Source organism: Falsiruegeria sp. JB4-1 (assembly GCF_055693495.1).
In genome coordinates, this window is sequence record NZ_JBVFTZ010000001.1 from 4,056,670 (window position 1) to 4,079,833 (window position 23,164).

A 23,164-nucleotide genomic window follows, 5' to 3' on the forward strand; every position below is an offset into this window, starting at 1 on the left:
GCCTAACACGGCACTGGATCAAGGTCATGGGCAAAACGCTATGTCCGGTCCAAATCCGCCTTTGTGTCCACATCGCGCAGCTCATCCACCAAAACAATACGGCGTCCCGGCAGCGTGCCCATCGTATCAGCCAACGCATGTTCGGTGGACCAGCGCACTCCCTTGAACAGGGTATTTGGCAGGGCCGAGGCGCGCTTGGCCCCCACCAGCCAATACCCACCATCCGGCGCAGGGCCAAACACCGCCTCGTGCGATCCAAGCGCTTTGAAGGCGCGCGCGATATGTGCGGCGGTGATGCCCGGGATATCGGCACCGATCACGCACACTGGGCCAGGCGGCATACCCCGCAGCATCCGCCCCATCCGGTTACCCAGATCACCGTGCCCCTGCGGCGCACGCGGCAGATCGACAGGCCAAACACGGCTTAGCAGCCCTTCACGATCCGGGGCCACTGCCAGCACAATCTGCCATCTCGGATCGCGCAGACGCCGGATCAAACTGCGAGTCTGGTGTCGGAACCACCACGCGGCACCGACCATGCTGATCTCTCGCCCCAATCGGGTTTTGACCCGGCCCGGATGGGGTTCTTTGACCATGATGACCAGCGTTTGCCTCATGACAGGGTCAACACCATGTCACGGTGGTCGATGCCTGCGTCGTCATAAACAGGGCCATAAACCTCAAACCCCAGTTTTTCGTAGAACCCAAGCGCGTGGATCTGAGCACCCAGCTTGACCTGCGTTATGCCGGATTGGCCTTTTGCGACCTCAATCCCTTTGCGGATCAGCGCCGCACCCATGCCGGTACCGCGCCCCTCAGGCAAAACGCAAACCCGCCCAATCTTGGCAGTTTCACCGTCAAACAAGACACGCGCTGTTCCGGTCGGGACACCATCCAACGAGGCCAGCATGTGAGTGGCGATCTCGTCCATGATGTCGATTTCTTCTTCGACGGGAACGCCCTGTTCTTCCACAAACACAGTGTGGCGCAAGGCAAAACAGGTGTCGCGATCTTGCGTCACCTCAATCTTCAATGTCATGCAAAATAGTCCCGCAGAATGCGTGTGTAGATGTCTTTGAGCTGGTGTATCTGCGCCACTTCGACCCGTTCGTCGACCTGATGCATGGTGCGGCCGACCAGACCGAATTCCACAACCGGGCAGTGGTTTTTGACAAAACGCGCGTCCGAAGTGCCGCCCGTGGTCGAGAGTTCCGGTTTGACGCCGGTTTCCGCCTCGACAGATGCGGCGACCAGTTCGGACAACTCACCCGGAAGGGTCAAAAAACTCTCGCCCGAAATCTTGACCTTCATCGCGATCTCGACACCAAAGGCATCAGCCACCTGATCTGCCTCGCTTTGCAACCAATCTGTCAGACCCGCGCCCGTATGCGTGTCATTGAACCGGATGTTTACAGCTGCGGTACACTGCGCCGGGATCACGTTGGTGGCCGGGTTGCCGGTGTCCATGGTCACCACAGCCAGAGTGGACGCATCGAAATGATCTGTCCCCTGATCCAGCTCGTGGCTTGCCAAGCGATCCATCAAACGTGCCAGTGCTGGCAGCGGGTTTTTGGCTCGGTGGGGATAAGCGGAATGCCCCTGCACACCGGTTACAGTGAACCACGCAGTCATAGAGCCGCGCCGACCGATCTTGATCATCTCACCCATGGTATCAGGGCATGTAGGCTCGCCAACCAGGCAGACTGACATCGCCTCCTGTTCGGTGCCCATGTAGTCCAAGAGCGCCGTTGTGCCGTCGATGGCATCACCCTCTTCGTCACCGGTGATGGTCAGGATCACGGCGCCATCGGGTGGCGTTTGGGTGACAAAGTCGATGGCTGCTGCGGCGAACGCTGCAACGCCCGATTTCATGTCGGTCGCGCCGCGCCCATACATGAACCCATCTTTTTCCTCAGCCCCAAAGGGTGGCATGGTCCAGGCGGCCTGGTCCCCCAAAGGAACGACATCCGTGTGTCCATTAAACCCGAAAGTACGCGTGTGGCCCTTGGCGCCCCAACGGGCAAACAGGTTCGACACATCGCCCCGGTCCACGCGGGTGCATTCGAACCCTGCCGCAGCCAGTTTGTCGGTCAGCAAAACCAGCGCCCCACCCTCGTCCGGCGTCACCGAAGGGCAACGGATCAGATCAGCGGTAAGTTGGGCGGCATCAGTCTGGGTCATCGTCTCACTCACTTGGGTCATGGCCATTGTTGGGTCACACTTGTGACGAAAAGGTCGCGTTGCCAACCCCTTTCGGCCCAAATGTGCTTAACAGATGGGCGAAACCCGTGCTAACCCTTTGAGTAATAATATGACCCGAGGCAGGGCAATCAGCAGTACAGTCGCAAAAGACTGACCGAAACACGACCGCGTGCTGTCAAAAGAACAGCCGTGGCCACCCGTTTTGTCTGGACAGGGGAGTACCCCTGCGGCCGGGTGTTCTGCCTCTTCAAGATCGAGGGTTGGGGCAGGACATGGCAACGGGCGCCGAACTAAACTATCAGACAAACGCGTCTGCTATCCAAATGGCGCAGACCATTTTTGGCGATGGCGTAAACGTCGAGAGCGCATCCTATTCGGGATGGGGCCAATCTTCGGCAATTTATTCCAATGGCGACGCTTTGGCGCCGGGTGCCACTCCGGGCGACTCTGGCGTTATCTTGTCAACAGGCCGGGCGTCTAGTTATACGCGGGGCAGTGGAGACCCGAACCGATCCGGCAGCACATCTACCAACACATCCGGCGAGAATAACAACGCAGATTTTAATGCCGCTGCCGGAACAAATACCTACGACGCATCCTATCTGGACATCAGTTTTACCGTTGACGATCCAACTGTCACACAGATGACAATGCAATTTATCTTTGCGTCCGAAGAATACCCAGAGTTTCAAAATTCGGTTTATCAGGATTTTGTTGGCGTCTGGGTCAACGGAACACAGGTGGATATGGGCGTGGGGAACGGCGACGCCGACCCGGGCAACATCAACAGTGCGAACAACGAAAACCTGTTCCTGGACAATACGAACGACGACTATAACACCGAGATGGACGGTCTGACGGTCACCATGACCCTGACCATGAACATCGTACCCGGCGCCTTGAATACGATTCGCATCGGCATCGCGGACGTATCGGACAGCAGTTACGACTCGAACCTGCTGATTGCTGCGGATAGTGTTCAGACTGCTCTTGTGGCCAACGATGATAGCGCCACACTGTTCCCGACGGGATCACAGACCATTGATGTGTTGGCCAATGACGAGAACAACTCGGGCGGGACCCTGTCAATTACGCACCTGAACGGTGTCGCTGTAAACGCTGCAGCGATACGGTGACGTTGAACACCGGCCAGACTTTGCAGCTGAATGCAAACGGCACGATCACAGTTTTTGGCGATGGTGACACCGAAGACTTCAATTTCACCTATGGCGTAACCAATACCACCAACACCGACACCGGCCTTGTAAACGTCAGCTCTGTTCCATGTTTTGTTGCTGGGACTCTCATCATGACGCCCGCAGGAGAAAGGCCTGTTGAACGCTTGGTGCTTGGCGAATTGGTCGACACTCAGGATAACGGGCCTCAGCCGTTGCGTTGGATTGGGCGGCGCACGGTGCGCGCCCAGGGTGACATGGCCCCCATTCGTATCCGCGCAGGAACTTTTGGCGAGCACCGTGACCTTCTGGTGTCGCCACAACATCGTGTTCTGGTTCGCGATAGCCTGGCTGAGTTGTTGTTTGGTGAAGGCGAGGTTCTGATCGCAGCAAAAGACTTGATCAATGACCATTCGGTCACACGCGTCGAAGGCCGCGCCGTAACCTATGTCCACCTCATGTTTGACCAGCATCAGGTCATCTATTCCGAAGGTCTAGCGACAGAAAGCTTCCTGCCCGGACCACAAACCACTGACCTGTTCGAACAACCCATCGTCGACGAAATTTGCGCGATCTTTCCCGAACTGGACCCTGCAACAGGTCAAGGCTACAGCCCGGCTGCCCGGCGCACGCTGCGCAAATTCGAGGCACAAGTGCTGATGTCCGCTCAAAGGGTGGCTTAGCACATGACTTGGATCGCTTTATCCGACACTGACGGCCAGACATTTGCGCCGCAGGGCCTTGACCGGCATCCCGAAGAGCGCGCATTGATCGGCCCGCACGAAGACGACCTTCTGGTGAGAGGATCGCTCGTCATCGAAACCCAACTTCCCACTACCGTTCGACCAAGATCCCTGGTGTTTTTCGAACGCAATGGTGACTGGCCCTTCCACCTTTCACTTCAGGCCATTCCCGGCGGGGGCATGATCCTGATCCTTTATCAGGGCGACTCAGTCCTGCATCAAGCCATCAACCCTTCGGAAATGGGTCGGTTGGACGTCCTGCGATTGACATATTCCTGGGATGCACCTGCCCGGTGGGGACGCCTGGCTATCGAGCGCAACGACAAAGAGAACCTGTTTCTAACTGATGTTCCCAATCCCAGCCCCCTCAGGGCAGGGGATGCGCGCGCGCTGTTCAAACCAGGTGAACACCGCTTTGTTGCACCCGACGTCATCTATCTTGCACTCAGCAACGAGGTCGAACCCGTCGGCCCAATGCCAACACTTCTGCCGTCCACGCCCATTGCTACCCCGGATGGGTACCGCCCGATCAGCAAACTTCAAAGGGGAGACGTTGTTCTGACAGCAGACCACCAGGTCGTGCCGGTCCTTCACAAAATCTCGCGCACAATGCCTACCAGCGGAACGTCGAAGCCATTGCATTTGCGAGCCCCGTATTTTGGTTTGCAGCAAGACATCCAAACCGCTCCGGACCAGAGGCTTTTGTTGTCGGGCAGCGAAGTCGAATATCTGTTTGGCCAAGAGGCGGTCCTGACACCGGTTCGACATTTGACCGGTGGAGCGTCCGTTCTGGAGGCACAATGTAGTTTGACAGTCACCTTTCAACAATTGTTGCTGCCTGAACATGAACCCATGTTGGTCGCGGGAACAATTGCCGAAAGTCTGTATATTGGGAGAATTAGGCGTAAACCGCAGCATCTGGCAGCCAGTCTTCTTGGGCGTCTGGATCGGCACGGACTTCCCGATCACGGTAGGTCGAAGTATCCAGTTCTCAGGGCGTTTGACGCACGCATCCTTGCCGAGCGCCGGGTAGCCTGACCTAAGGTCAGCGAACAAAGGGCGGACTTGCTCGAGCACCTGAATTTGTCTAGGAACGCGCAAACTAAGGACTGTACTTATGCGCGGCCTTCTCCTCGGTTTGTGCCTGACACTCACACTTTGGGCCCAAGCACCCTTTGCTCAGACCCTTACGGTCTCAACGGTTTCCCGTCCGCCGTTCTCGTTTGTCGAGGACGGAGCAGACGCCGGATTCTCGATCGAACTATTGTCCGCTTTGGCAGAGGCGCTGAATTGGGATATCGCAATCCAGCGGTACGATCAGTTTGCCGACATGCTAGCCTCGATGGAAAATGGCGACGCCGACTTGGCAATCGCCAATATCTCGATCACTGCAGCCCGTGAAACCCAAATGGACTTCAGTCAGCCAATTTTTGAGTCCGGGCTGCAACTTATGGTTCCCGAAGGTCAGGCAAGATCTCCTTCATTATTGCGGGCCTTGTTGTCTTTCGACCTGTTTCTGGCAATCGGATTCGCGTTTGTGCTGCTAATGGGCGGCGGCATGTTGATGTGGTATTTCGAACGCCGCTCTCAACCTTACTTTGACCGTTCCGCAGGCGAGGCTTGGTTTCCGTCTTTCTGGTGGGCTTTGAACCTTGTCGTGAACGGCGGCTTTGAAGAACGTGTTCCTCGCACGGCATTTGGGCGCATGTTCGGCGTAGTGCTGGTCATCTCATCGCTGTTCATCGTTTCGGTTTTTACTGCCCGGATCACTTCTGTGATGACCGTTGATGCCATCAGCGGGTCGATCAATTCGGTGAACGACCTCTACGGGCAAAAAGTTGGAACCATCCAAGGTTCGACAGCCGCCGGTTTCCTCGATCGCCGAGAGATCACGTACACGCCGTACGAAGGGCTGAAGCCTATGATAGCGGAGTTCGAAAAGACGAAGCTGGACGCAGTGGTGTTTGATGCCCCTATTCTGTCCTACTATGCTTCACACGAGGGGCGTGAATTCGCGACGATGACAGGCGCCATTTTTCTGCGCGAGAATTACGGCATCGCCTTCCCCACCGGCTCTCCCCTGGTCGAAGAGGTCAATCAAGCCCTGTTGGCCATCCGGGAAAACGGTACATACGACGAGCTTTACCGCAAGTGGTTCGGATCCAGAAACTGATCCGCTAAGCCTCTTGGGTGCCATCATCAAAAAACGGCGTCATCTGAGCAACAATGACGGCGTTTTCCTCTAGCGCGCGGTCCATCAGCGCGCGCTCTTCGTCGCTGATGTCATGCCCTTCAGCTTCACGTTCGGTTAAAGTGCCATATCCCGTCACATCCAGTGGAGCAGTATCAGCCTGTTTCAGGATGGCGACTGCCTCGCGCACGGCTTCTGCCTCGTCCACGCCGCTGGCATAGCACATCAAAGCTGCGCCCGTTGCGCCCTTTGGCAGGCCATCGCCCTCTTTGCGGCCGATCTGAACCAACAGGGTATAGACCTGCTGACGCGATGGTTTCTTTTTCTTTTCCATCCCTGCGCCATAGCCTGCGCCTTGCATGCGGGTCAACCACGCAGAGGTCGATAAAATTCAAGACAATTAGCAATTGGGGGAAAACGAAATCGGAAGATTTGCCCGGTATTTCTGCGTCAAGGATAGACAAACGGAATGCAGGAATGCCCAAAGCTTCGGAACTGCCGGTTGATACATCGGCTTCGGCCATGGATATGGCCAACGCCATGTTCGGCGACGGAATGCAAATCGTCTCGGCGGACTACTCCGGGGCAGATTCTGCATCCGGAATCTACAGTGATGGAGACAGCGTTGCCCCTGGGGTGACCCCTTCGGATACGGGGGTCATCCTTTCCACCGGCCGTGCCACCGACATCACCAACAGCTCGGGCGAAGCAAACGTTAGCGCAGGTACGACGACCAACCACTATCGGGCGGGGGACGATGACCTGACTGAAATGGCCGGGGCGCAAACCTATGATGCCGCTGTCTTTGAGGCTGATTTCATTCCCCAGGGCGACACGGTCACCATGCAGCTGACGTTTGCTTCGGAAGAATACCTTGAGTACGTGGGATCAGGTTTCAACGACGCCGTCGGTATTTTCGTGAACGGAGAGCCCGCGCAATTGATGGTCGGCGATGGTGAAATCACCATCAACAACATTAACGACACCAGCAATTCCAACCTTTATGTCGACAACCCTGCAAATGCCGAAATCGCAAATACAGAAATGGACGGTTTTACCGTTACCCTGACTGTCAAAGCACCAGTCACGGCAGGTGAAATGAACTCGATCAAGATCGCAATCGCGGACGGGGGTGACGGTACCTATGATTCCAACCTGTTGATCGCCGGGGATCTCGCTGCAATCGTCATTGATCGCTGAAAATGACACGATCAATGTCACTGGCGGAAACGCCGAGACCGTCGACGTTCTGGCCAATGACAGTTCGGACGCTGGTGGGCAAATGATCATCACCATGATCAATGGACAACCGGTTTCAGCCGGGGACACGATCACCCTTTCAAGTGGAGAAGAAATAACAGTCAATGCCGATGGCACGCTCACCATCGATTCCGACGGGGATGAGGCGTCGAGTTCTTTTTCGTATCAGGTTCAGGACGGGGCCGGAAACACGGACACCGGTATCGTCACAATCAACACTACCCCTTGTTTTGTAGCAGGGACCCTGATCGATACCGTAAAGGGGAGCATACCCGTCGAAGACCTGAAACCCGGCGATCTCGTTAAAACTCGGGATCACGGTCCACAACCTCTGCGTTGGGTTGGTAAGTCTGAGCGCCTGGCCCGCGGGAACGACGCGCCGATCCTCTTTGCCCGTGGCGCGCTTGGCAACCACGACGCCATCGCCGTTTCCCCCAACCACCGCATTTTGTTGACCACCGCCCTGTCCGAGATGATGTTCGGCGCATCCGAGGTTTTGGTGCAGGCCAAGCACCTGATCAACGACCGCTCAATCCGGCGCTGTGCAGATGGCGAGCCGATCACTTATGTCCATCTCTTGTTCGACCGTCATGAAGTGGTGCGCGGCAATGGCCTGGAAAGTGAAAGCTATCACCCCGGAGACATGACAATAGACGGCTTTGATGCCGACACGCGGAGTGAAATTCTGAACCTCATGCCGGATTTGACCAGAAGCGATTTTGGCTACGGGCCATCCGCCCGCATGTCTCTGCGCGGGTACGAAACCCGCGCATTGATCAGGGGCTAAGGACGACTCAGAAAGTCACGACTGACAGTGCCCCGAAAACATCTGGGGAAAAACGGAAAGCTGTCGGTGGCGAAATAGACGTAACTCCCATCGACCATGGCCCCGTTGCATTCATCCAGATTGCCGCTACCGGCTACATGCTGCCAGTCCTGCTCATAGGTGCCATCGTAGCGGCCATGGGGCGTGGTCGGGCGTTTGCCGGGCTTGAGTTGCCAGGACGGTTTGACAGTGTCGCCCACATAGTGGATCGGGAATCCATCCGCCGCATAGCCGATCAGCGTGCCCTTGAGCGATGTGATCAAAGCTGGTGCCGGGGCGTGATAATGGTAAAGTCCGCGATGGTCGACATGGGCGTTCTGGCGGTCCATTCCTAGCATATCCGCAGCCCCCATCCCTTCGAGCCTCCAACCGCTGGAATTGTCACGTGAAAACCCACGTGGGCTCGAGGCATCATAGAAATCCGCCGTACCCGGCCGGAACGGGATACCAGTCAATGAGATGCCCGAGGTATTGGCCTGATATGTGATCCGGCCCGTGTCGCGCGGCGAGGCATCAACACAATACATCAGCTTTTGCGCCCGAAACCGATGCGGGTTCCCACGGTTCGGGAAAGTGCCAATCATGTGGTTAGGCGTCCCGTTGGAACTGATACAAAGCTGATCGCCCTTGGCGCTGATGTTGACCGAGTTGGCCGCGTGGCCTGGGAAACTCTCTAGAAATACGACCATTGCCATCAACCCGGCCAGAACCAGCAAACGTGTCATCAGGTCTCCTCCACCTTTGTCGGATGCCTGATACAACGCGGCCGCGACGTGTTTCCGTCGCGGCCGCTTGATAGATCTTGAATCGGGTTAGTGATCAGTCGCGCAGTAGCTCGTTAATCCCGGTCTTGGACCGGGTCTTTTCGTCCACGCGCTTGACGATCACAGCACAGTAGAGGTTCACGTTGTTTTTGGACGGCATCGAGCCTGCAACAACCACCGAGTAAGGCGGCACTTCGCCATACATGACTTCGCCGGTTTCGCGGTCAACGATCTTGGTTGATTGGCCGATGAACACGCCCATGCCCAGAACCGAACCTTCACGCACGATGCAGCCTTCGACAACCTCGGACCGGGCACCGATGAAGCAGTTGTCTTCGATGATGGTGGGGCCAGCCTGCATCGGCTCCAGCACGCCGCCAATGCCAACGCCACCCGACAGGTGCACGTTCTTGCCGATCTGCGCGCAGGAGCCAACGGTCGCCCATGTGTCAACCATGGTGCCCTCGTCGACGTGAGCGCCCAGGTTCACGAACGACGGCATCAGGACCACGCCGGGGGCGATGTAGGCGGATTTGCGGACAACGCAGTTTGGCACGGCGCGGAAACCGGCAGCTTTCCACTGATCGTCGCCCCAGCCTTTGAACTTGCTGTCGACCTTGTCCCACCAGCCGCTGCCCTGCGGGCCACCGTCGTGCTGCTCCATGTCCTTGATACGGAAACCCAGCAGAACCGCTTTTTTGGCCCACTGATTCACATGCCAATCACCGCTGTCTTGCTTTTCAGCTACACGCAGCGACCCACTGTCGAGCGCATTCAGTGTGTCTTCGATGGCTTCACGCTGTTCGCCGGTTGTGGCCGGAGTGATTGTGTCGCGCGCCTCCCAGTGCGGCTTCGATGGCGGCTTCGAGTTGTGCGTTCGACATGGGTGGCTCCCTGAGTTTCTCGTGATGTTGACATGGCCTATAAGGGGCAATGGGCCAAGGCGCAATCCGACGCGCCCGCGCCCCTTTGCGGCGTTTTGATCATGTGGCCAAGGGATCAGGCGCGATATTGCCACCGCAAACCAAAACAGCCACTCGTTCACCCGGTTCCGGTACATAGGCCCCAGACATCAAGGCGGCCAGCGCCGTGGCCCCGGCAGGTTCCACCAACTGGCGATGTTCCCGCCACAACGCATGCTGCGCCCGCGTGATTGCTTCATCGCTGACCAGCACTGATTGCATGCCCTTTGCCAGACCAAAACAGATATCCCCGATCCGCCTTGCGCCAAGCGCATTAGCCGCCACACCCGAAACGTTAACATCCACGGGTTCGCCTGCTGCCAGTGCCGCGTTCAACGCGCAAGAGGTCTCGGGCTCAACTGCCACGACCTTGCGGGCGCCTTGAAACCAAGCCAACGCGCCTGCAATCAGGCCGCCACCACCAACGGCGATCAGGACTGTATCAGCTTCAAGCCCCTGCGCGTCCCATTCGGCAAAACAGGTTCCCTGCCCGGCCACCGTCGCAGGCGCGTCATAGGCGTGGATCTGCATCGCGTCTGTTTCGGCTTCATACGCTTGGGCCAAAGCCAACGCATTGGCATATTCGCCCGGCACGACAGTCAGGTCAGCACCAATCCCTTCGATCAGGGCAATCTTGGACGGTCCGGCCATTTCCGGCACGAAAATCTTAGCTGGATACCCCAACGCCCGCGCAGCAAAGGCAGCCGCTGCCCCATGATTGCCGCCAGAGGCCGCGACAACGCCCGCAGCAGGGACATCACAACTGAGCAATGTGTTGAAGGCGCCGCGTGCCTTGAAACTACCCGTGTGCTGGGTGTGTTCCAGCTTCAACTCGACCGGATAGTCCAGTCCAAAGCCATTCACCGTCATCACCGCCGTTTTCTGAACGTGGCCTGCGATGCGCTCGGCTGCTGCTTTTATCTCGGAATTCCCCTGCATGGTCGCGTCCCTGTCACTGGTGTTGCCGCTGCGAACCCTATAGCTGTTGAAAAAACACGCAAGCAGGGAACCCCGTGACATGAAAGAAGACCGCCTGAGCCCCTTCCGCGATGCGGGCACCGACCGCTCAACCGCGCGTGAGGTTCCGGATACTCCGCAAACCCGCTCGTGCGGCCTACAAACTGGCCTTTGCGGACGAGGATTTTCTGTGCCGGGATGAGCTGCGTCCAGTGCGCCTGCAGTTGGAGTTACTCAAGCCTGAGCTGATGATGGGCGAGCGCGAGATCACCTCGACCATTGTGATGTTTGGCGGCGCGCGCATCCCTGAGCCTGCACAGAAACACACCGCACGGACGCAAACACTGGCAGATCTGTCGGAATACTATGACGAGGCGCATGAGTTTGCCCGTCTGATGACCGAGAAATCCAAACAGTCCGGATGCCGTGAGAACGTGATCGTAACCGGAGGCGGCCCCGGCGTGATGGAGGCGGGCAACCGTGGGGCCGAGGATGCAGGAGGTTGTTCTATTGGTCTGAACATCGTGCTCCCTCACGAACAGGCACCAAACGCCTATGTCACACCCGACCTGAGCTTCAACTTTCACTACTTCGCGATCCGCAAAATGCATTTCCTGATGCGCGCGAAAGCGATCACCGTGTTCCCCGGCGGCTTTGGCACAATGGACGAACTGTTCGAGGCGCTGACTCTGATTCAGACCGGGCGCATGGATCGGGTGCCATTCCTGCTCTTTGGACGTGAATTCTGGGAGAAGGTGATCAACTGGGAGGCTTTGGCCGATGCGGGAACGATTTCGGACGAGGATTTGGACCTATTCCGCTTTGTCGACACCGCACAACAGGCGATGGAGTTGATCGAAAACTGGGACGTCGCGCCGCCACGCAGCGACATTCCGGGGCGCTGATCCGGGAATCGGCAAAACTGTGCTAGACTGGGCCCCTCAGCCACATCCTTGGGAGGGGCCAATGGCATATGTAACCGTCTCGACCTGGCGTTATGACGAAACGCTAGACGAAGCAGCCTTGCTCGAAAGCGCCGAGTCAAAACTCAGCCAGCTTAAGGCCATGGGCGCAAGCTCGGGCCATCTGGTCCGCACCAGCCCGACCGAGGGAATGATTGTCCTGATCTACCCGGACGAGGGCACGTGGAACCGAGTCCGCGAAACCGTGATGCACATGCGGGCCGATACCCGTCCTGAAAGGGGAGGCATCAACACCGGTGCGCTGGAAGGGCCAGCGGCGGTTTCGGTATAAGTCGGCTGAGAAAACTCAGCCGAACTGCGCCGGAAGAACGCCCAACTCGGTGCCCTGGGGAAGCTTGGTGACGACTTGTGAGCCGCGCACGTCCTTGATCCCATAACCAAAGCCCGCGATCCGGAATTTCCATTCCCGTGCGCTCAATGCTTTGGTGCGTTCTTCGCGAAGCAAATCCAGAATGCCATCCTCGATCAGCGCGCCGCCAATATCTGCTTGTGCCATTATTCCATCCTCAACGTTTTTTGTTTGTTTACAGATTGGAAACTGACTGTTGATCAGGGCCGAACTTTACCGGAAATGAGGAAAGATTAAGGCAGCCGGTGGGGCTGCCTTTGGGCCAGTTATTTTTTGGCCTTGTTGTCTTGCAGTTCCTTAAACAGGAACATTGGGATCAGAACACCGGCAATCACAGCGCCCAGCCACACCAACAGAGTGGCGGCCAGCAGGTTCGCCACACCGCCGACGGTCAGGCCAGATGCGATCAGGTCGGTGATAAGCAGGCCAACAAAGGTTACGGCAAGAGCAACGCCACCTTTGAGCGCCGGGACGTTCTTTTCACTGATCTTGGTGATCAAAGGATCAGCGATCACCTGAACAACGGTGAAAACCAACACGACAACAATGATGGACAGTGGCGCGATTTTGAAACCAGGCAAAAGTGCGACAGCCAACAAAAGACCAACAGCGTTGCCGATCAACAATGCGACGGCCGACAGGATACGGCGGGACATGGGATCAATACCTCACATTCAATTTCATCAGAACTTGAATGCACCCTACCCATGGTTCAGGCGAAATTCATCAAGAATTTCAAAGCCCGGCTTCGGCCTCGATCTGTTTGCGAGACTTGCGCGCGCGCTCGGTTGCCGATTTCAGCTGACCACAGGCCGCCATGATATCCTCGCCGCGCGGCGTGCGGATCGGTGAGGCATAGCCCGCTTTGTAGATGATGTCCGCGAATGCATGGATCCGATTGCCAGAACTACGCTTGTACGGCGCACCCGGCCATTCGTTGAACGGGATCAGATTGATCTTGGCCGGAATGTTGTATTCCTTGATCAGCGCGATCAGACGGTGTGCATCTTCCTTGGTGTCGTTCACACCTTCAAGCATCACGTATTCAAACGTGATCCGTTCCGAGTTGCTGGCCCGCGGGTAATCCGCCAACGCCTGCAACAGTTCCTTGATCTTCCAACGCTTGTTGATCGGCACCAGAATATCGCGGGTCTCGTCGGTGGTTGCGTGGAACGAGATCGCCAGCAGACATCCGATTTCCTCGGCCGTGCGGGCAATTTCCGGAACAACGCCGGACGTCGACAGGGTGATACGACGACGGGACAGCGAGATACCTTCGGGGTCCATCGCGATCTTCATCGCGTCGCGCACATTGTCAAAGTTGTAAAGCGGCTCGCCCATGCCCATCAGAACGATGTTGGACAACAGGCGGGTTTCGTCCTTGGGTTCACCCGGGACAGGCCATTCTTCCAGATCGTCACGCGCCATCATGATTTGACCCACGATTTCCGCCGACGTCAGATTGCGCACCAATTTCTGCGTGCCTGTGTGGCAGAACGAACATGTCAGGGTGCAGCCGACTTGCGACGACACACACAGCGTACCGCGTCCCTCTTCGGGGATATACACCACCTCGACCTCATGCCCGCCAGCGATCCGCACCAGATACTTGCGAGTACCATCCTCGGACACCTGACGCGAGACAACCTCGGGGATTTCGATCACAAACTTCTCGGCCAGGTCGGCGCGGTACGTTTTGGCCAGATTGGTCATCTCGGCAAAGTCGCGCTTGCCCCACTGATAGATCCACTGCCAGATCTGCCCGACCCGCATCTTGGCCTGCTTTTCCGGCGTGCCGTTTTCGATCAGAACCTCGCGCATTTGCGCGCGGGTCAGACCAACAAGGTTGATCGGCCCCTCGGGCAACTTGCGGGGGATCGTCATGACATCTTGGGTGATCGGCGCTTTGGCAGACATGGCTTTGCTCGGATTCTGTCGCGGGATGCGCCTCTATATAGGATTTCCAGCAAAGATCAAAAGGTTTCGCGGAACAAAGCGACGCGCTTATTGAGTCATGCTCATAAGCTCTTTGATCCGGACCCGTCCTAATTCAATCATACAGGACTGGATGGCGATACCTGTGCCCGAGCCTCCTCCGAAAGAAGCCCCCACAGCTTTGCATTGCGCATCGCGATAGGCCGCCCATGATTCTTGCGCCGCGTTCATCGCAGGCACCGCAACCGCTCGTCCCGTGACCTCATCCAACTCTTGCGCCGACGCCATCGCAATCTCTTGCGCGATAACCATAGCAGCCTCCACGCGTTGCGCCGCTTCCGAGACGCAAGCTCCGATTTCAACTTGCGAGCCCGCATCACTGCATTCCAACGACGGGTCAGCAGCAGCATGCAACGGGTAAAGGCACAGAACGAACAAACATATCTTCTTGATCATGAAGGTGCTCCATATTCGTTTGTTTCGGGCTGAGAGGGGCGGGTCAACCACCAGATCATGAGTACGGCCAACGCAAGTTGCACGAATCCGGCCACAAACAGTCCGGTCAGCCCAAGGGCCGCGGCTGGACCGCGCAGAACATCCGGGTCATCGACACGTGTTTCCATAAAGAAAAAGCCATGATGCCCGAAAACAGGAACAATACGGTCGTCATGGAAACAAACATCGGCAACAAAAGGTACCATCCCGGATACCCACCATCGTGCATACGCCGCCATCCAGCTGCAAGTAGAGGCAGGAAGGTTGCGATCTGAAAGAGGCCGGTCAACAGGCGGCTCTGTTCCAGTGTCTCTGGGTTCACCCCAAACAGCATGCGGTCAACGACCGATAGCACCGCAGATATCAACACGACAAACAGCAGGAACCACCAATACTCTGGTCGGCCTGCCCTGCCTGAGAATGTTACGTACTTTGAAAAACAAGTCTTAACAGCTTCGGAAAAAGTCATTTTGACCCTCATACATTCAAATATCGACATGCTGCCCGATCGTGAGTTGAGTGGTCAAACAAAAACGGTCGACCCGCCATACGACAGGTCGACCGCTACTAGCCAAAGTGGCGAATACTGTTACTCGGCCGCTGCCCGGGGCTGCCATGCAAAGGGCTGGAACATTCCGTCTACTGGCGTTTCAAACAGCGCGTTGGTGTAGTTCGACAAAACCTTTTGCGCAAAGATCACCAGCAGGTCCTGCAGCGCTTTGTCGTCATAGCCCGCAGCCCGGAACGCGGCCAGTTCGTCCGCAGAAGGGCGACCATGGTTGTCGCGCAAGGCTAGGGTAAAGCTTCGCAGGGTTTCCAGCTTGGCGTCCGCCAGTGGCTCTTCATCACGCAGGGCATTGATGATGTCGTTCGACACCTTCTCGCGCTTGGCGATTCCGGTGTGGGCGGGCACACAGTAATGACATTGATTGGAGACATTCATTGTCATCCAGATGACCGTGCGCTCTTCTGGCGAGAACCCAGTGGTCATCGCCAGACGCGACAGCTCTTTGTACGCCCCTAACAACGCAGGGCTGGTCGCCATCACGCCGTGCAGATTGGGGATCGAGCCAAAGGCTTTGACGGACCCTTCGAGTAGGGGTTTGGCAGCGTCGGGGGCAGTTTCGATGGTGTGAATGGTGGTCTCAGTCATGGATTGCGGTCCTTGGTCAGAATTGCTGACACAAGTTAGTTACGCAGCCCCAAAGACGAAACGGCAATCCTGGCACAATCTACTGTGCATAGACGCTCAGAAAATCACGGAATTGTGCTTTGCAGAAACATCATCTGCGCAAAAGTGCGGCGAATTCGGAACTGTTTGCGTAAGGACCTCAGAGCGATCCAGGGTCATCCGCTAAAGTCCGATCACTTGTCGCAGCGCTTTTCCGCGTCTTCGATGGCCGCGGTAAAGCCCAAGAGCGAGAAGGTGTCTTTGGTCTGTGTTCCTCGAGCCGAACGTGCGGTCAGCACAGCCTGCGCCCCGCGTTTCATAGCCGTAATGATCTTGGTGTCATCCGCCGCCGTTGCAGGCCAAGCCCATTCGCCCTCGGTGAACAGCTCAAACTCGGTACCGCTCACGTTCAGGTTCACGGTCGATCCTGGCGCAAAAGGGTAACCGCCTGTGAACGTCACCTGGCCTTTGACGTCAGCCTTGGGGCGGAAGAACACAAAAAGAAGAATGTCACTGCGCCGAACAGCCACAACGCGGCCACCGCGAGTGTTCACGGTTTCCTTAGGGGCTGAGACGCTCCAGCATTCGGTGGGGTCGTCTTCGACAAAGACGCTCCAATCTGTTTTGGCCGCCACTCGGTTCGAGCTTTGCGCCTGAGCATATACGCTGGTTGCGAAGGCGGTCGTCCCCGCCACACACAGGCCCGCGATGATGCGGACAAGTTTCGATCCCATTTGTCCAGCCTCCTAGACCGTCCTTAACCTCAATTCCATGGCACGCCCGCAGGCTTGGCAACCTGTCTGTCTTGCGCAATCCATCATTTGCCGACATAGACACACTAACGCAGGTTTCACCATGGGTGAAAGAGTGATTGGCGAGAATCTGCCAAGAAATTGGGAGGATACGATGACACAACCAGTTCCGATGACCGAAATTTGGCGAGGACCTTTTTGGAAAGCGTCCATTTGGGTCACGCGGTGGTCTGCGACGACACCGGTCAGATCGTGCGCAGTTGGGGCGATCCGAACGCCCGCATCTATCCCCGTTCGTCCGCCAAAATGATTCAGGCGCTCCCCCTGCTCAGCTCAGGTGCTGCCGCGAAATTCGGGCTGAACAGCGAGCACATGGCGCTGGCCTGCGCCTCGCACAATGGGGCCGCGATCCATACGGACAGGGTGTCAGCCTGGTTGGACCACCTCGGGATGGGAGATGATGATTTTCGTTGTGGCCCGCAGGAGCCCGCTGATCTGGATGCACGGAACGGTCTTATCCTTGATCACAAATCTCCCTGCCAGATGCACAACAACTGCTCAGGTAAACACGCGGGATTCCTGACCCTGACCCAACACATGGATGCAGGTGCGGAATACATCGACATCGACCACCCCGTGCAGCAAGCCTGCCTCGCCGCGTTCGAAGAATCCACTGACGAAACCAGCCCCGGTTACGGCATTGATGGCTGCTCGGCACCCAACTTTGCAACCTCGCTGACCGGGCTGGCCCGATCGATGGCGTGGTTTGCCTCAGCCGCTGACCGCTCCGATCGCCAAAGCGCTGCCGCCGAACAGCTGACCGCCGCGATGATCAAGCACCCGGAACTGGTCGCAGGCGAAGGCCGGGCTTGCACCGAACTGATGCGCGCAATGGATGGAAAGGTGGCGATCAAAACCGGGGCCGAAGCAGTGTTCATTGCCATCATCCCGGAAAAACGCATGGGTGTTGCTCTAAAAATCGCAGATGGCACAACCCGTGCCAGCGAATGTGCTATTGCCGCCATTCTGGTTGAGCTTGGGGTGCTGGACGCCGATCATCCGGCGACCAGAAAATTCATGAACGCGCCAATCCTGAACCGGCGCAATGTGGATTGTGGCGTGATCAAACCAGCGGCCGGGTTCATTTAGAGCTCCGGCCTGCAGGCTTACATCTCCATCACTTCGGCAACTTCGACCGAACCGTTGCCATCAACAACCATCGGGCAGCCTTTGGCCATTTTCGTGGCGGCATCCATGTTGTCAGCTTTGACCACAGTGTAACCCGAGATCGGGTTCGCACCGCCGTCATCTGCTACCCCGCTGGCACTGACCGTCTTGGACATACCAACTGGTGCACCGGGAATTTCCAGCGCTTCTCCCATATTCTCAAACCAGGCACCCCAGGCCGCCATGACCCGTTCGCCCTCTTCCTGAGTCTCGGGTTTTGCACCGCCGTGATAGGCAAATACGAACTGTGGCATTTCAATTTCCTCCTGTTGCAATCGTTAATTTAATTGAGCGGACAACTTGCGCAGCGACGAGGTCCAACCGCTTTCGTGATTGGCGCTGATTTCGTCATCGCCAAGCTCGCGATGATCAATCATCAAACGCGCGCCTGATGCGGTTTCAACAATCGTGAACGTCACATGGCTTTCAGGCCCGCGCTTATCATCGTCATCATGCCAGCCCCAAGTGAAACCAACCGATTTTGGAGCGTCCACATGGGTCACCTGACCCGACACCTTGTACTGCTGACCCTCTTCGTTTTGCATCGTGGAATGCCACGGGCCAAGGCGTGTGAAATCCAAGTCATGCACCGGCACATGCAGCCCCTCGGGGCCCCACCATTTCAGCAGTTTTTCGGTGTTCGTTACCCAAGCATACAGCTTTTCAGGGCTCACGGGAAACTCGCGCTCCAGACGCAGGTCGGTCATTGCTCATCATCCTCCAAAATGGCGGCCTCCAGCCGATCCAGGCTGGTTTCCCAAAATTCGCGTTTCGAAATGGTCCAATCCGCAATGGCGCGCAGCCCGTCAGGCTGGATGGAATACAATCGCTGCGGTCCGTTGGCGCGCTGTTTGATCAACCCCGCCTGACGCAGCACCTTCAAATGGCGCGAGATCGCAGCACCGGACATGCCGCGCCCTTCGATCAAGTCACCAGCAGCCAATTCGCCTTGGGACATGAGCTGTTCGACGATTCCCAAGCGCGTGGAATCAGAGAGTGCGGAAAATGCAGTAACGAGATCGGGCATATCACATTATTTAACATTACCGTTAAATATGTAAAGCCCTGTCCTGCCGCGGTGCTTAGCTCAGAACAAACTCACTGCGCGCATAGCCTTGCACATAAAGCAACGCAGTCAGGTCCCCGTGGTTGATCCGCACCTCGCATTCAGCTGCGACTGACGGTTTGGCATGCAACGCCACGCCGGTTCCAGCCCGCTTGAGCATGCCCAGATCGTTTGCCCCATCTCCCACGGCCATTACATCCACCTCAGCAATTCCCAAACGTGCGGTGATCTGCTCCAAGGCTTCGACCTTAGCCTGCTTACCCAGAATGGGGCGCCCCGCCTCTCCGGTCAGTTTGCCCTCTGCGACCAGCAACGTGTTCGCCCGGTTTTCGTCAAAGCCCAACGTCGCTGCCACGGAAGAGGTGAATGCCGTGAACCCGCCCGACACCAACGCAGCATATCCACCGTTGGTCTTCATCGTGGCGAGCAAAGCCTTGCCGCCGGGCATCAACGTGATCCGCTCCTTCAGCACCCGCTGAATGACACCCTCGTCCAGACCTTTGAGCAAGCCAACGCGCTCGGTCAGTGCGCCCTCGAAATCCAGCTCGCCGTTCATCGCCCGCGCCGTGATCTCTTTGACGCGCGGGCCAACGCCTGCGACCTCGGCCAATTCATCGATGCATTCCTGCTGGATCATAGTGCTGTCCATGTCCGCCAGAAGCATTTTCTTGCGCCGCCCCGCGACTGGTTGCACCACCAGATCAACACCCAATTTCTGCAGATCCGCCCAGACCTCCCATTGGTTGTCAGGCTGGCTCGGCAACTCAAACTCCGCTGCCTCATCCGGAGCCAGCCAGATCGCGTCACCGCCCCCCAGGCATTGCGCAGAGAATCGACCAAAGCGGCGTCCAGTGAGGGCTGAGAGGGATTCGTGAGCAACGTGGCAACAAACATCGGCAGAGTCTCCTTTGCTCTTCGCATAGCGCAGCCGCAGAAAATGCGCCAGAGACGGGTAACTTCAACTTGCACGTCCAGTTTCACTGTTGCGGCATGCTCCTAAAACACTGACATACTTCATCTTTTCAAAAATACTCTATTCCGCAACCTGCGACAGACGCACCGGGTAAATATCCCGCAACCCCGGAACAAGAGTTTCCGATAGTGGTCATTTGCGTCGCCTTCACGTGACGAAGCGTCGAAATCAGACCTCTTTTTGTCTTGCACGCCGCGCTGCAGCAGCCTAGCTCTGTCGGTGGGACACCCTTCCCCAACGAAGGGCAGATATCTGTAAGGATACCAGAAATGGCTACTCATCAACCGGCAACGCGCCCGGCCAATCCGCGTTTTTCCTCTGGCCCCTGTGCCAAACCCCCCACATTTGATGTCACCAAACTCGCCGACGCCGCTCTGGGCCGCTCGCACCGTGCCGCCGTTGGCAAGGACAAGCTGAAGGCCGCGATCGAAGGCACGCGCGAGGTTCTGGGCATCCCCGCAGATTACAAGATCGGCATTGTGCCCGCCTCGGACACCGGTGCCGTGGAAATGGCCCTCTGGTCGCTGCTGGGTCAGCGCAAGGTCGAGATGCTGGCTTGGGAAAGCTTTGGCTCGGGCTGGGTCACGGATGTTGTGAAACAGCTGAAGATCGACGCCGAGGTGAAAACCGCCGACTACGGCCAGATCGTTGATCTCGCCTCGGTCGATTGTAACAACGACGTCGTTTTTACCTGGAACGGTACCACAGCAGGTGTCCGTGTCCCGAACGCTGATTGGATCGCTGATGACCGCGAAGGTCTGACCATCTGCGACGCGACCTCGGCCGCCTTTGCGATGGACCTGCCTTGGGACAAGCTGGATGTGACCACGTTCAGCTGGCAAAAGGTGCTGGGTGGCGAGGCGGCGCACGGCATGCTGATCCTCAGCCCCCGCGCCGTTGAGCGTCTCGAAAGCTACACGCCCGCTTGGCCGCTGCCAAAAATCTTCCGCCTGACCAAGGGCGGCAAGCTGATCGACGGTATCTTTACAGGTGCGACGATTAACACGCCCTCGATGCTAGCAGTTGAGGATTACCTCTTCGCTCTTGACTGGGCCCGCTCGGTTGGTGGCCTGCAGGGTTTGATCGCCCGCGCGGATGCCAACGCGCAGGCCGTGTTCGACTTCTGCGCCGCCAACGACTGGATCGCCAACCTGGCCGAGGATGACGCGACGCGTTCGAATACCAGCGTGTGTCTGAAATTCAACGACGCCCGCATTCAGGACGGTGCCGCCTTTGCCAAAGCCGTCGCCAAACGGCTCGAGGCAGAGAACATCGCGCTCGACATCGGTGCTTATCGCGATGCGCCCGCCGGTCTGCGGATCTGGTGTGGTGGTACGGTCGAAACCTCGGACATTCAGGCAATGCTGCCTTGGTTGGCCTGGGCATTCGAGGCCGAAATCGCAGCACAATCCCAAGCCGCCTAACGCAACGGGGACCGTTTTCTTGAGAAGAAAACGATGCGGAAATTTTTGAAAAATTCCGCGCCCCTCCCGCAGACCAATCAAAGGACCACAACCCATGGCCCCCAAAGTACTCGTATCCGACAAGCTTTCCGAAACCGCCGTTCAGATCTTTCGCGATCGCGGCATTGACGTGGATTTCCAGCCCGACCTGGGCAAAGACAAGGACAAGCTGGCCGAGGTGATCGGTCAGTATGATGGCCTTGCCATCCGCTCGGCCACCAAAGTGACCGAAAAGATCCTGGCAAACGCCGACAATCTAAAGGTCATCGCCCGCGCCGGCATCGGCACCGACAACATCGACAAAGATGCGGCGTCGAAAAAAGGTGTGATCGTCATGAACACACCCTTTGGCAACATGATCACCACCGCCGAACACGCCATTGCCATGATGTTCGCCGTGGCCCGCCAGATCCCCGAGGCCAGCGAGAGCACACACGCTGGCAAATGGGAAAAGTCCAAATTCATGGGCACCGAGCTAACCAACAAAACACTTGGCGTCATTGGTGCCGGCAACATCGGCGGTATCGTCTGCGACCGTGCCCGTGGCCTGAAAATGAAGGTCATCGCCTATGACCCCTTCCTGAGCGAAGAGAAAGCCGACAAAATGGGCGTCGAAAAGGTCGAACTCGACGACCTGCTAGCGCGCGCCGATTTCATCACCCTGCACGTGCCGTTCACCGACGCCACCGCCAACATCCTGAGCCGCGAGAACCTTGCCAAGACCAAAAAGGGCGTCCGCATCATCAACTGTGCCCGTGGCGGTCTGGTCGACGAAGAGGCGCTGGCCGAGATGCTGCAATCGGGTCACGTTGCTGGCGCTGCCTTTGACGTTTTTGCCGTCGAACCGGCAAAAGACAACGCGCTCTTCAACCTACCCAATGTGGTCTGCACCCCGCACCTTGGTGCCGCCACAACCGAGGCGCAGGAAAACGTAGCTCTGCAAGTAGCTGAGCAGATGTCGAACTACCTGCTAACCGGTGCCGTTGAAAACGCGCTGAACATGCCGTCGGTCACCGCCGAAGAAGCCAAGGTCATGGGCCCCTGGATCAAGCTGGCCGGACATCTTGGCTCTTTCGTAGGTCAGATGACCGACGAACCCGTGAAAGCGATCAACATCCTTTATGACGGCGTCGCCGCCGAGATGAACCTGGCTGCGCTCAATTGTGCCGCCGTCGCCGGCATCATGAAAAAGTTCAACCCCGAGGTGAACATGGTTTCGGCTCCGGTTGTGGCCAAGGAACGTGGCATCCAGATCTCGACGACCAATCAGGACAAGTCGGGTGCATTTGAAGGTTACATCAAGGTCACCGTGGTCACCGACAAGCGCGAGCGTTCGATCGGTGGAACCGTGTTCAGCGACGGCAAGCCACGCTTCATCCAGATCAAGGGCATCAACATCGACGCCGAGATCGGGCGCCACATGCTCTACACCACAAACGAAGACGTGCCGGGCATCATCGGCGCATTGGGTCAGACCATGGGTGCGAACGGCGTGAACATCGCCAACTTTACGCTTGGCCGTGCCGGAGCGGGTCAGGAAGCCATCGCTCTGCTTTATGTGGACGAACCTGTCCCGGCAGAAGCACGCGCCAAGCTGGCTGAGACCGGCCTGTTCACCCAGATCAAGCCGCTGGAATTTGACGTCGTCTAAAGACCCGAACATCTGTGAC

General features: G+C 57.3%; 23 protein-coding genes and 5 pseudogenes. 10 read left to right on the forward strand and 18 right to left on the reverse strand.

Features of this window, described 5'->3' with window-relative positions; all coding sequences use genetic code 11:
• Positions 1-38 precede the first annotated feature (38 nt).
• Genes ACZ1HE_RS20665 through dapE form a run of 3 tightly spaced genes read right to left on the reverse strand, consistent with a single transcriptional unit; the run spans position 39 to position 2,181 of the window.
• The gene (locus ACZ1HE_RS20665; RefSeq protein ID WP_472623865.1) at positions 39-617 is read right to left on the reverse strand and encodes a TIGR04282 family arsenosugar biosynthesis glycosyltransferase; all 579 of its coding nucleotides are present in this window, start codon (positions 615-617) and stop codon (positions 39-41) included.
• Positions 614-1,039 (reverse strand): GNAT family N-acetyltransferase, encoded by a 426-nt coding sequence (locus ACZ1HE_RS20670; RefSeq protein ID WP_472623867.1) that lies wholly within the window; start codon positions 1,037-1,039, stop codon positions 614-616. The genes ACZ1HE_RS20665 and ACZ1HE_RS20670 overlap by 4 nt, the downstream gene beginning before the upstream one ends.
• Positions 1,036-2,181, reverse strand: coding sequence for a succinyl-diaminopimelate desuccinylase (gene dapE, locus ACZ1HE_RS20675; RefSeq protein WP_472624581.1), 1,146 nt, complete (start codon positions 2,179-2,181; stop codon positions 1,036-1,038). The genes ACZ1HE_RS20670 and dapE overlap by 4 nt, the downstream gene beginning before the upstream one ends.
• Positions 2,182-2,474: 293 nt before the next feature.
• Between dapE and ACZ1HE_RS20680 the strand changes: the two are divergent.
• From ACZ1HE_RS20680 to ACZ1HE_RS20690, 3 genes and pseudogenes are all read left to right on the forward strand, one after another.
• Positions 2,475-4,060: pseudogene (locus ACZ1HE_RS20680) on the forward strand (Hint domain-containing protein).
• 3 nt (positions 4,061-4,063) lie between these two features.
• On the forward strand, positions 4,064-5,158 hold the full coding sequence (locus ACZ1HE_RS20685) for a Hint domain-containing protein (RefSeq protein WP_472623869.1): 1,095 nt from the start codon (positions 4,064-4,066) through the stop codon (positions 5,156-5,158).
• A 79-nt stretch (positions 5,159-5,237) separates the two neighbouring features.
• Positions 5,238-6,293: a transporter substrate-binding domain-containing protein gene (locus ACZ1HE_RS20690; RefSeq protein WP_472623871.1), complete on the forward strand. Its 1,056-nt coding sequence runs from the start codon at positions 5,238-5,240 to the stop codon at positions 6,291-6,293.
• A gap of 4 nt (positions 6,294-6,297) precedes the next feature.
• Here the strand turns inward: ACZ1HE_RS20690 and ACZ1HE_RS20695 are convergent, their stop codons facing one another.
• A complete protein-coding gene (locus tag ACZ1HE_RS20695) occupies positions 6,298-6,672 on the reverse strand; it encodes a hypothetical protein (protein ID WP_472624583.1) in 375 nt (124 codons plus the stop codon).
• 116 nt (positions 6,673-6,788) lie between these two features.
• On the opposite strand from ACZ1HE_RS20695, the gene ACZ1HE_RS20700 reads away from it, so the two are divergent.
• Both ACZ1HE_RS20700 and ACZ1HE_RS20705 read left to right on the forward strand, forming a co-directional pair.
• Positions 6,789-7,511, forward strand: a complete 723-nt coding sequence (locus tag ACZ1HE_RS20700) for a choice-of-anchor L domain-containing protein (protein ID WP_472623873.1) — start codon at positions 6,789-6,791, stop codon at positions 7,509-7,511.
• Positions 7,501-8,358, forward strand: coding sequence for a Hint domain-containing protein (locus ACZ1HE_RS20705; protein ID WP_472623875.1), 858 nt, complete (start codon positions 7,501-7,503; stop codon positions 8,356-8,358). Before ACZ1HE_RS20700 ends, ACZ1HE_RS20705 begins: the two co-directional genes overlap by 11 nt.
• Here ACZ1HE_RS20705 and ACZ1HE_RS20710 read toward each other — a convergent pair.
• The 3 genes and pseudogenes from ACZ1HE_RS20710 to ACZ1HE_RS20720 form a co-directional block, all read right to left on the reverse strand.
• Entirely contained in the window at positions 8,355-9,122 is a 768-nt protein-coding gene (locus tag ACZ1HE_RS20710; RefSeq protein ID WP_472623877.1) for a YHYH protein, read from the reverse strand. The genes ACZ1HE_RS20705 and ACZ1HE_RS20710 overlap by 4 nt on opposite strands.
• A 94-nt stretch (positions 9,123-9,216) precedes the next feature.
• Positions 9,217-10,045, reverse strand: a pseudogene (gene dapD / locus ACZ1HE_RS20715) (2,3,4,5-tetrahydropyridine-2,6-dicarboxylate N-succinyltransferase).
• Between the two features lie 99 nt (positions 10,046-10,144).
• Positions 10,145-11,062: a threonine/serine dehydratase gene (locus tag ACZ1HE_RS20720; protein ID WP_472623879.1), complete on the reverse strand. Its 918-nt coding sequence runs from the start codon at positions 11,060-11,062 to the stop codon at positions 10,145-10,147.
• A 79-nt stretch (positions 11,063-11,141) separates the two neighbouring features.
• Here ACZ1HE_RS20720 and ACZ1HE_RS20725 point away from each other — a divergent pair.
• Both ACZ1HE_RS20725 and ACZ1HE_RS20730 read left to right on the forward strand, forming a co-directional pair.
• A pseudogene (locus ACZ1HE_RS20725) lies at positions 11,142-11,985 on the forward strand (LOG family protein).
• Positions 11,986-12,046: 61 nt separating this feature from the next.
• Positions 12,047-12,334, forward strand: coding sequence for a hypothetical protein (locus ACZ1HE_RS20730; protein WP_472623881.1), 288 nt, complete (start codon positions 12,047-12,049; stop codon positions 12,332-12,334).
• Positions 12,335-12,349: 15 nt separating this feature from the next.
• Here the strand turns inward: ACZ1HE_RS20730 and ACZ1HE_RS20735 are convergent, their stop codons facing one another.
• The 7 genes from ACZ1HE_RS20735 to ACZ1HE_RS20765 all read right to left on the reverse strand — a co-directional run bounded on the left by ACZ1HE_RS20735 (position 12,350) and on the right by ACZ1HE_RS20765 (position 16,747).
• Positions 12,350-12,559, reverse strand: a complete 210-nt coding sequence (locus tag ACZ1HE_RS20735) for a hypothetical protein (RefSeq protein WP_472623883.1) — start codon at positions 12,557-12,559, stop codon at positions 12,350-12,352.
• Positions 12,560-12,678: 119 nt separating this feature from the next.
• On the reverse strand, positions 12,679-13,068 hold the full coding sequence (locus ACZ1HE_RS20740) for a hypothetical protein (RefSeq protein ID WP_472623885.1): 390 nt from the start codon (positions 13,066-13,068) through the stop codon (positions 12,679-12,681).
• 79 nt (positions 13,069-13,147) lie between these two features.
• On the reverse strand, positions 13,148-14,329 hold the full coding sequence (gene rlmN, locus ACZ1HE_RS20745; protein WP_472623887.1) for a dual-specificity RNA methyltransferase RlmN: 1,182 nt from the start codon (positions 14,327-14,329) through the stop codon (positions 13,148-13,150).
• Between the two features lie 87 nt (positions 14,330-14,416).
• The gene (locus tag ACZ1HE_RS20750) at positions 14,417-14,803 is read right to left on the reverse strand and encodes a lysozyme inhibitor LprI family protein (RefSeq protein WP_472623889.1); all 387 of its coding nucleotides are present in this window, start codon (positions 14,801-14,803) and stop codon (positions 14,417-14,419) included.
• Positions 14,804-14,909: 106 nt separating this feature from the next.
• Positions 14,910-15,311 carry a DUF805 domain-containing protein gene (locus ACZ1HE_RS20755; protein WP_472623891.1) on the reverse strand — a complete coding sequence of 134 codons (402 nt, stop codon included), beginning with the start codon at positions 15,309-15,311 and terminating at the stop codon, positions 14,910-14,912.
• 120 nt (positions 15,312-15,431) lie between these two features.
• Positions 15,432-15,995, reverse strand: coding sequence for a carboxymuconolactone decarboxylase family protein (locus tag ACZ1HE_RS20760; RefSeq protein WP_472623893.1), 564 nt, complete (start codon positions 15,993-15,995; stop codon positions 15,432-15,434).
• Positions 15,996-16,207: 212 nt separating this feature from the next.
• Positions 16,208-16,747 carry an invasion associated locus B family protein gene (locus ACZ1HE_RS20765; RefSeq protein WP_472623895.1) on the reverse strand — a complete coding sequence of 180 codons (540 nt, stop codon included), beginning with the start codon at positions 16,745-16,747 and terminating at the stop codon, positions 16,208-16,210.
• A 172-nt stretch (positions 16,748-16,919) separates the two neighbouring features.
• On the opposite strand from ACZ1HE_RS20765, the pseudogene ACZ1HE_RS20770 reads away from it, so the two are divergent.
• Positions 16,920-17,914, forward strand: a pseudogene (locus ACZ1HE_RS20770) (asparaginase).
• Between the two features lie 17 nt (positions 17,915-17,931).
• Here ACZ1HE_RS20770 and ACZ1HE_RS20775 read toward each other — a convergent pair.
• The 4 genes and pseudogenes from ACZ1HE_RS20775 to serB all read right to left on the reverse strand — a co-directional run bounded on the left by ACZ1HE_RS20775 (position 17,932) and on the right by serB (position 19,952).
• Positions 17,932-18,246, reverse strand: coding sequence for a YciI family protein (locus ACZ1HE_RS20775; protein ID WP_472623897.1), 315 nt, complete (start codon positions 18,244-18,246; stop codon positions 17,932-17,934).
• 24 nt (positions 18,247-18,270) lie between these two features.
• Positions 18,271-18,699: an SRPBCC family protein gene (locus ACZ1HE_RS20780; RefSeq protein ID WP_472623899.1), complete on the reverse strand. Its 429-nt coding sequence runs from the start codon at positions 18,697-18,699 to the stop codon at positions 18,271-18,273.
• Positions 18,696-19,019, reverse strand: coding sequence for an ArsR/SmtB family transcription factor (locus ACZ1HE_RS20785; protein ID WP_472623901.1), 324 nt, complete (start codon positions 19,017-19,019; stop codon positions 18,696-18,698). The genes ACZ1HE_RS20780 and ACZ1HE_RS20785 overlap by 4 nt, the downstream gene beginning before the upstream one ends.
• Before the next feature lie 55 nt (positions 19,020-19,074).
• A pseudogene (gene serB, locus ACZ1HE_RS20790) lies at positions 19,075-19,952 on the reverse strand (phosphoserine phosphatase SerB).
• 348 nt (positions 19,953-20,300) lie between these two features.
• Here serB and ACZ1HE_RS20795 point away from each other — a divergent pair.
• Entirely contained in the window at positions 20,301-21,455 is a 1,155-nt protein-coding gene (locus tag ACZ1HE_RS20795) for a phosphoserine transaminase (protein ID WP_472623903.1), read from the forward strand.
• A gap of 94 nt (positions 21,456-21,549) precedes the next feature.
• Positions 21,550-23,145, forward strand: a complete 1,596-nt coding sequence (gene serA / locus ACZ1HE_RS20800; protein WP_472623905.1) for a phosphoglycerate dehydrogenase — start codon at positions 21,550-21,552, stop codon at positions 23,143-23,145.
• Positions 23,146-23,164 lie beyond the last annotated feature (19 nt).

Excerpts from the sequence above, each read along its gene's own strand:
- ACZ1HE_RS20665 (WP_472623865.1), bottom strand. The coding sequence starts at position 617 with ATGAGGCAAACGCTGGTCATCATGGTCAAAGAACCCCATCCGGGCCGG.
- ACZ1HE_RS20670 (WP_472623867.1), bottom strand. The coding sequence starts at position 1,039 with ATGACATTGAAGATTGAGGTGACGCAAGATCGCGACACCTGTTTTGCC.
- dapE (WP_472624581.1), bottom strand. The coding sequence starts at position 2,181 with ATGACCCAGACTGATGCCGCCCAACTTACCGCTGATCTGATCCGTTGC.
- ACZ1HE_RS20685 (WP_472623869.1), top strand. The coding sequence starts at position 4,064 with ATGACTTGGATCGCTTTATCCGACACTGACGGCCAGACATTTGCGCCG.
- ACZ1HE_RS20690 (WP_472623871.1), top strand. The coding sequence starts at position 5,238 with ATGCGCGGCCTTCTCCTCGGTTTGTGCCTGACACTCACACTTTGGGCC.
- ACZ1HE_RS20695 (WP_472624583.1), bottom strand. The coding sequence starts at position 6,672 with ATGCAAGGCGCAGGCTATGGCGCAGGGATGGAAAAGAAAAAGAAACCA.
- ACZ1HE_RS20700 (WP_472623873.1), top strand. The coding sequence starts at position 6,789 with ATGCCCAAAGCTTCGGAACTGCCGGTTGATACATCGGCTTCGGCCATG.
- ACZ1HE_RS20710 (WP_472623877.1), bottom strand. The coding sequence starts at position 9,122 with ATGACACGTTTGCTGGTTCTGGCCGGGTTGATGGCAATGGTCGTATTT.
- ACZ1HE_RS20720 (WP_472623879.1), bottom strand. The coding sequence starts at position 11,062 with ATGCAGGGGAATTCCGAGATAAAAGCAGCAGCCGAGCGCATCGCAGGC.
- ACZ1HE_RS20730 (WP_472623881.1), top strand. The coding sequence starts at position 12,047 with ATGGCATATGTAACCGTCTCGACCTGGCGTTATGACGAAACGCTAGAC.
- ACZ1HE_RS20735 (WP_472623883.1), bottom strand. The coding sequence starts at position 12,559 with ATGGCACAAGCAGATATTGGCGGCGCGCTGATCGAGGATGGCATTCTG.
- ACZ1HE_RS20740 (WP_472623885.1), bottom strand. The coding sequence starts at position 13,068 with ATGTCCCGCCGTATCCTGTCGGCCGTCGCATTGTTGATCGGCAACGCT.
- rlmN (WP_472623887.1), bottom strand. The coding sequence starts at position 14,329 with ATGTCTGCCAAAGCGCCGATCACCCAAGATGTCATGACGATCCCCCGC.
- ACZ1HE_RS20750 (WP_472623889.1), bottom strand. The coding sequence starts at position 14,803 with ATGATCAAGAAGATATGTTTGTTCGTTCTGTGCCTTTACCCGTTGCAT.
- ACZ1HE_RS20755 (WP_472623891.1), bottom strand. The coding sequence starts at position 15,311 with ATGACTTTTTCCGAAGCTGTTAAGACTTGTTTTTCAAAGTACGTAACA.
- ACZ1HE_RS20760 (WP_472623893.1), bottom strand. The coding sequence starts at position 15,995 with ATGACTGAGACCACCATTCACACCATCGAAACTGCCCCCGACGCTGCC.
- ACZ1HE_RS20765 (WP_472623895.1), bottom strand. The coding sequence starts at position 16,747 with ATGGGATCGAAACTTGTCCGCATCATCGCGGGCCTGTGTGTGGCGGGG.
- ACZ1HE_RS20775 (WP_472623897.1), bottom strand. The coding sequence starts at position 18,246 with ATGCCACAGTTCGTATTTGCCTATCACGGCGGTGCAAAACCCGAGACT.
- ACZ1HE_RS20780 (WP_472623899.1), bottom strand. The coding sequence starts at position 18,699 with ATGACCGACCTGCGTCTGGAGCGCGAGTTTCCCGTGAGCCCTGAAAAG.
- ACZ1HE_RS20785 (WP_472623901.1), bottom strand. The coding sequence starts at position 19,019 with ATGCCCGATCTCGTTACTGCATTTTCCGCACTCTCTGATTCCACGCGC.
- ACZ1HE_RS20795 (WP_472623903.1), top strand. The coding sequence starts at position 20,301 with ATGGCTACTCATCAACCGGCAACGCGCCCGGCCAATCCGCGTTTTTCC.
- serA (WP_472623905.1), top strand. The coding sequence starts at position 21,550 with ATGGCCCCCAAAGTACTCGTATCCGACAAGCTTTCCGAAACCGCCGTT.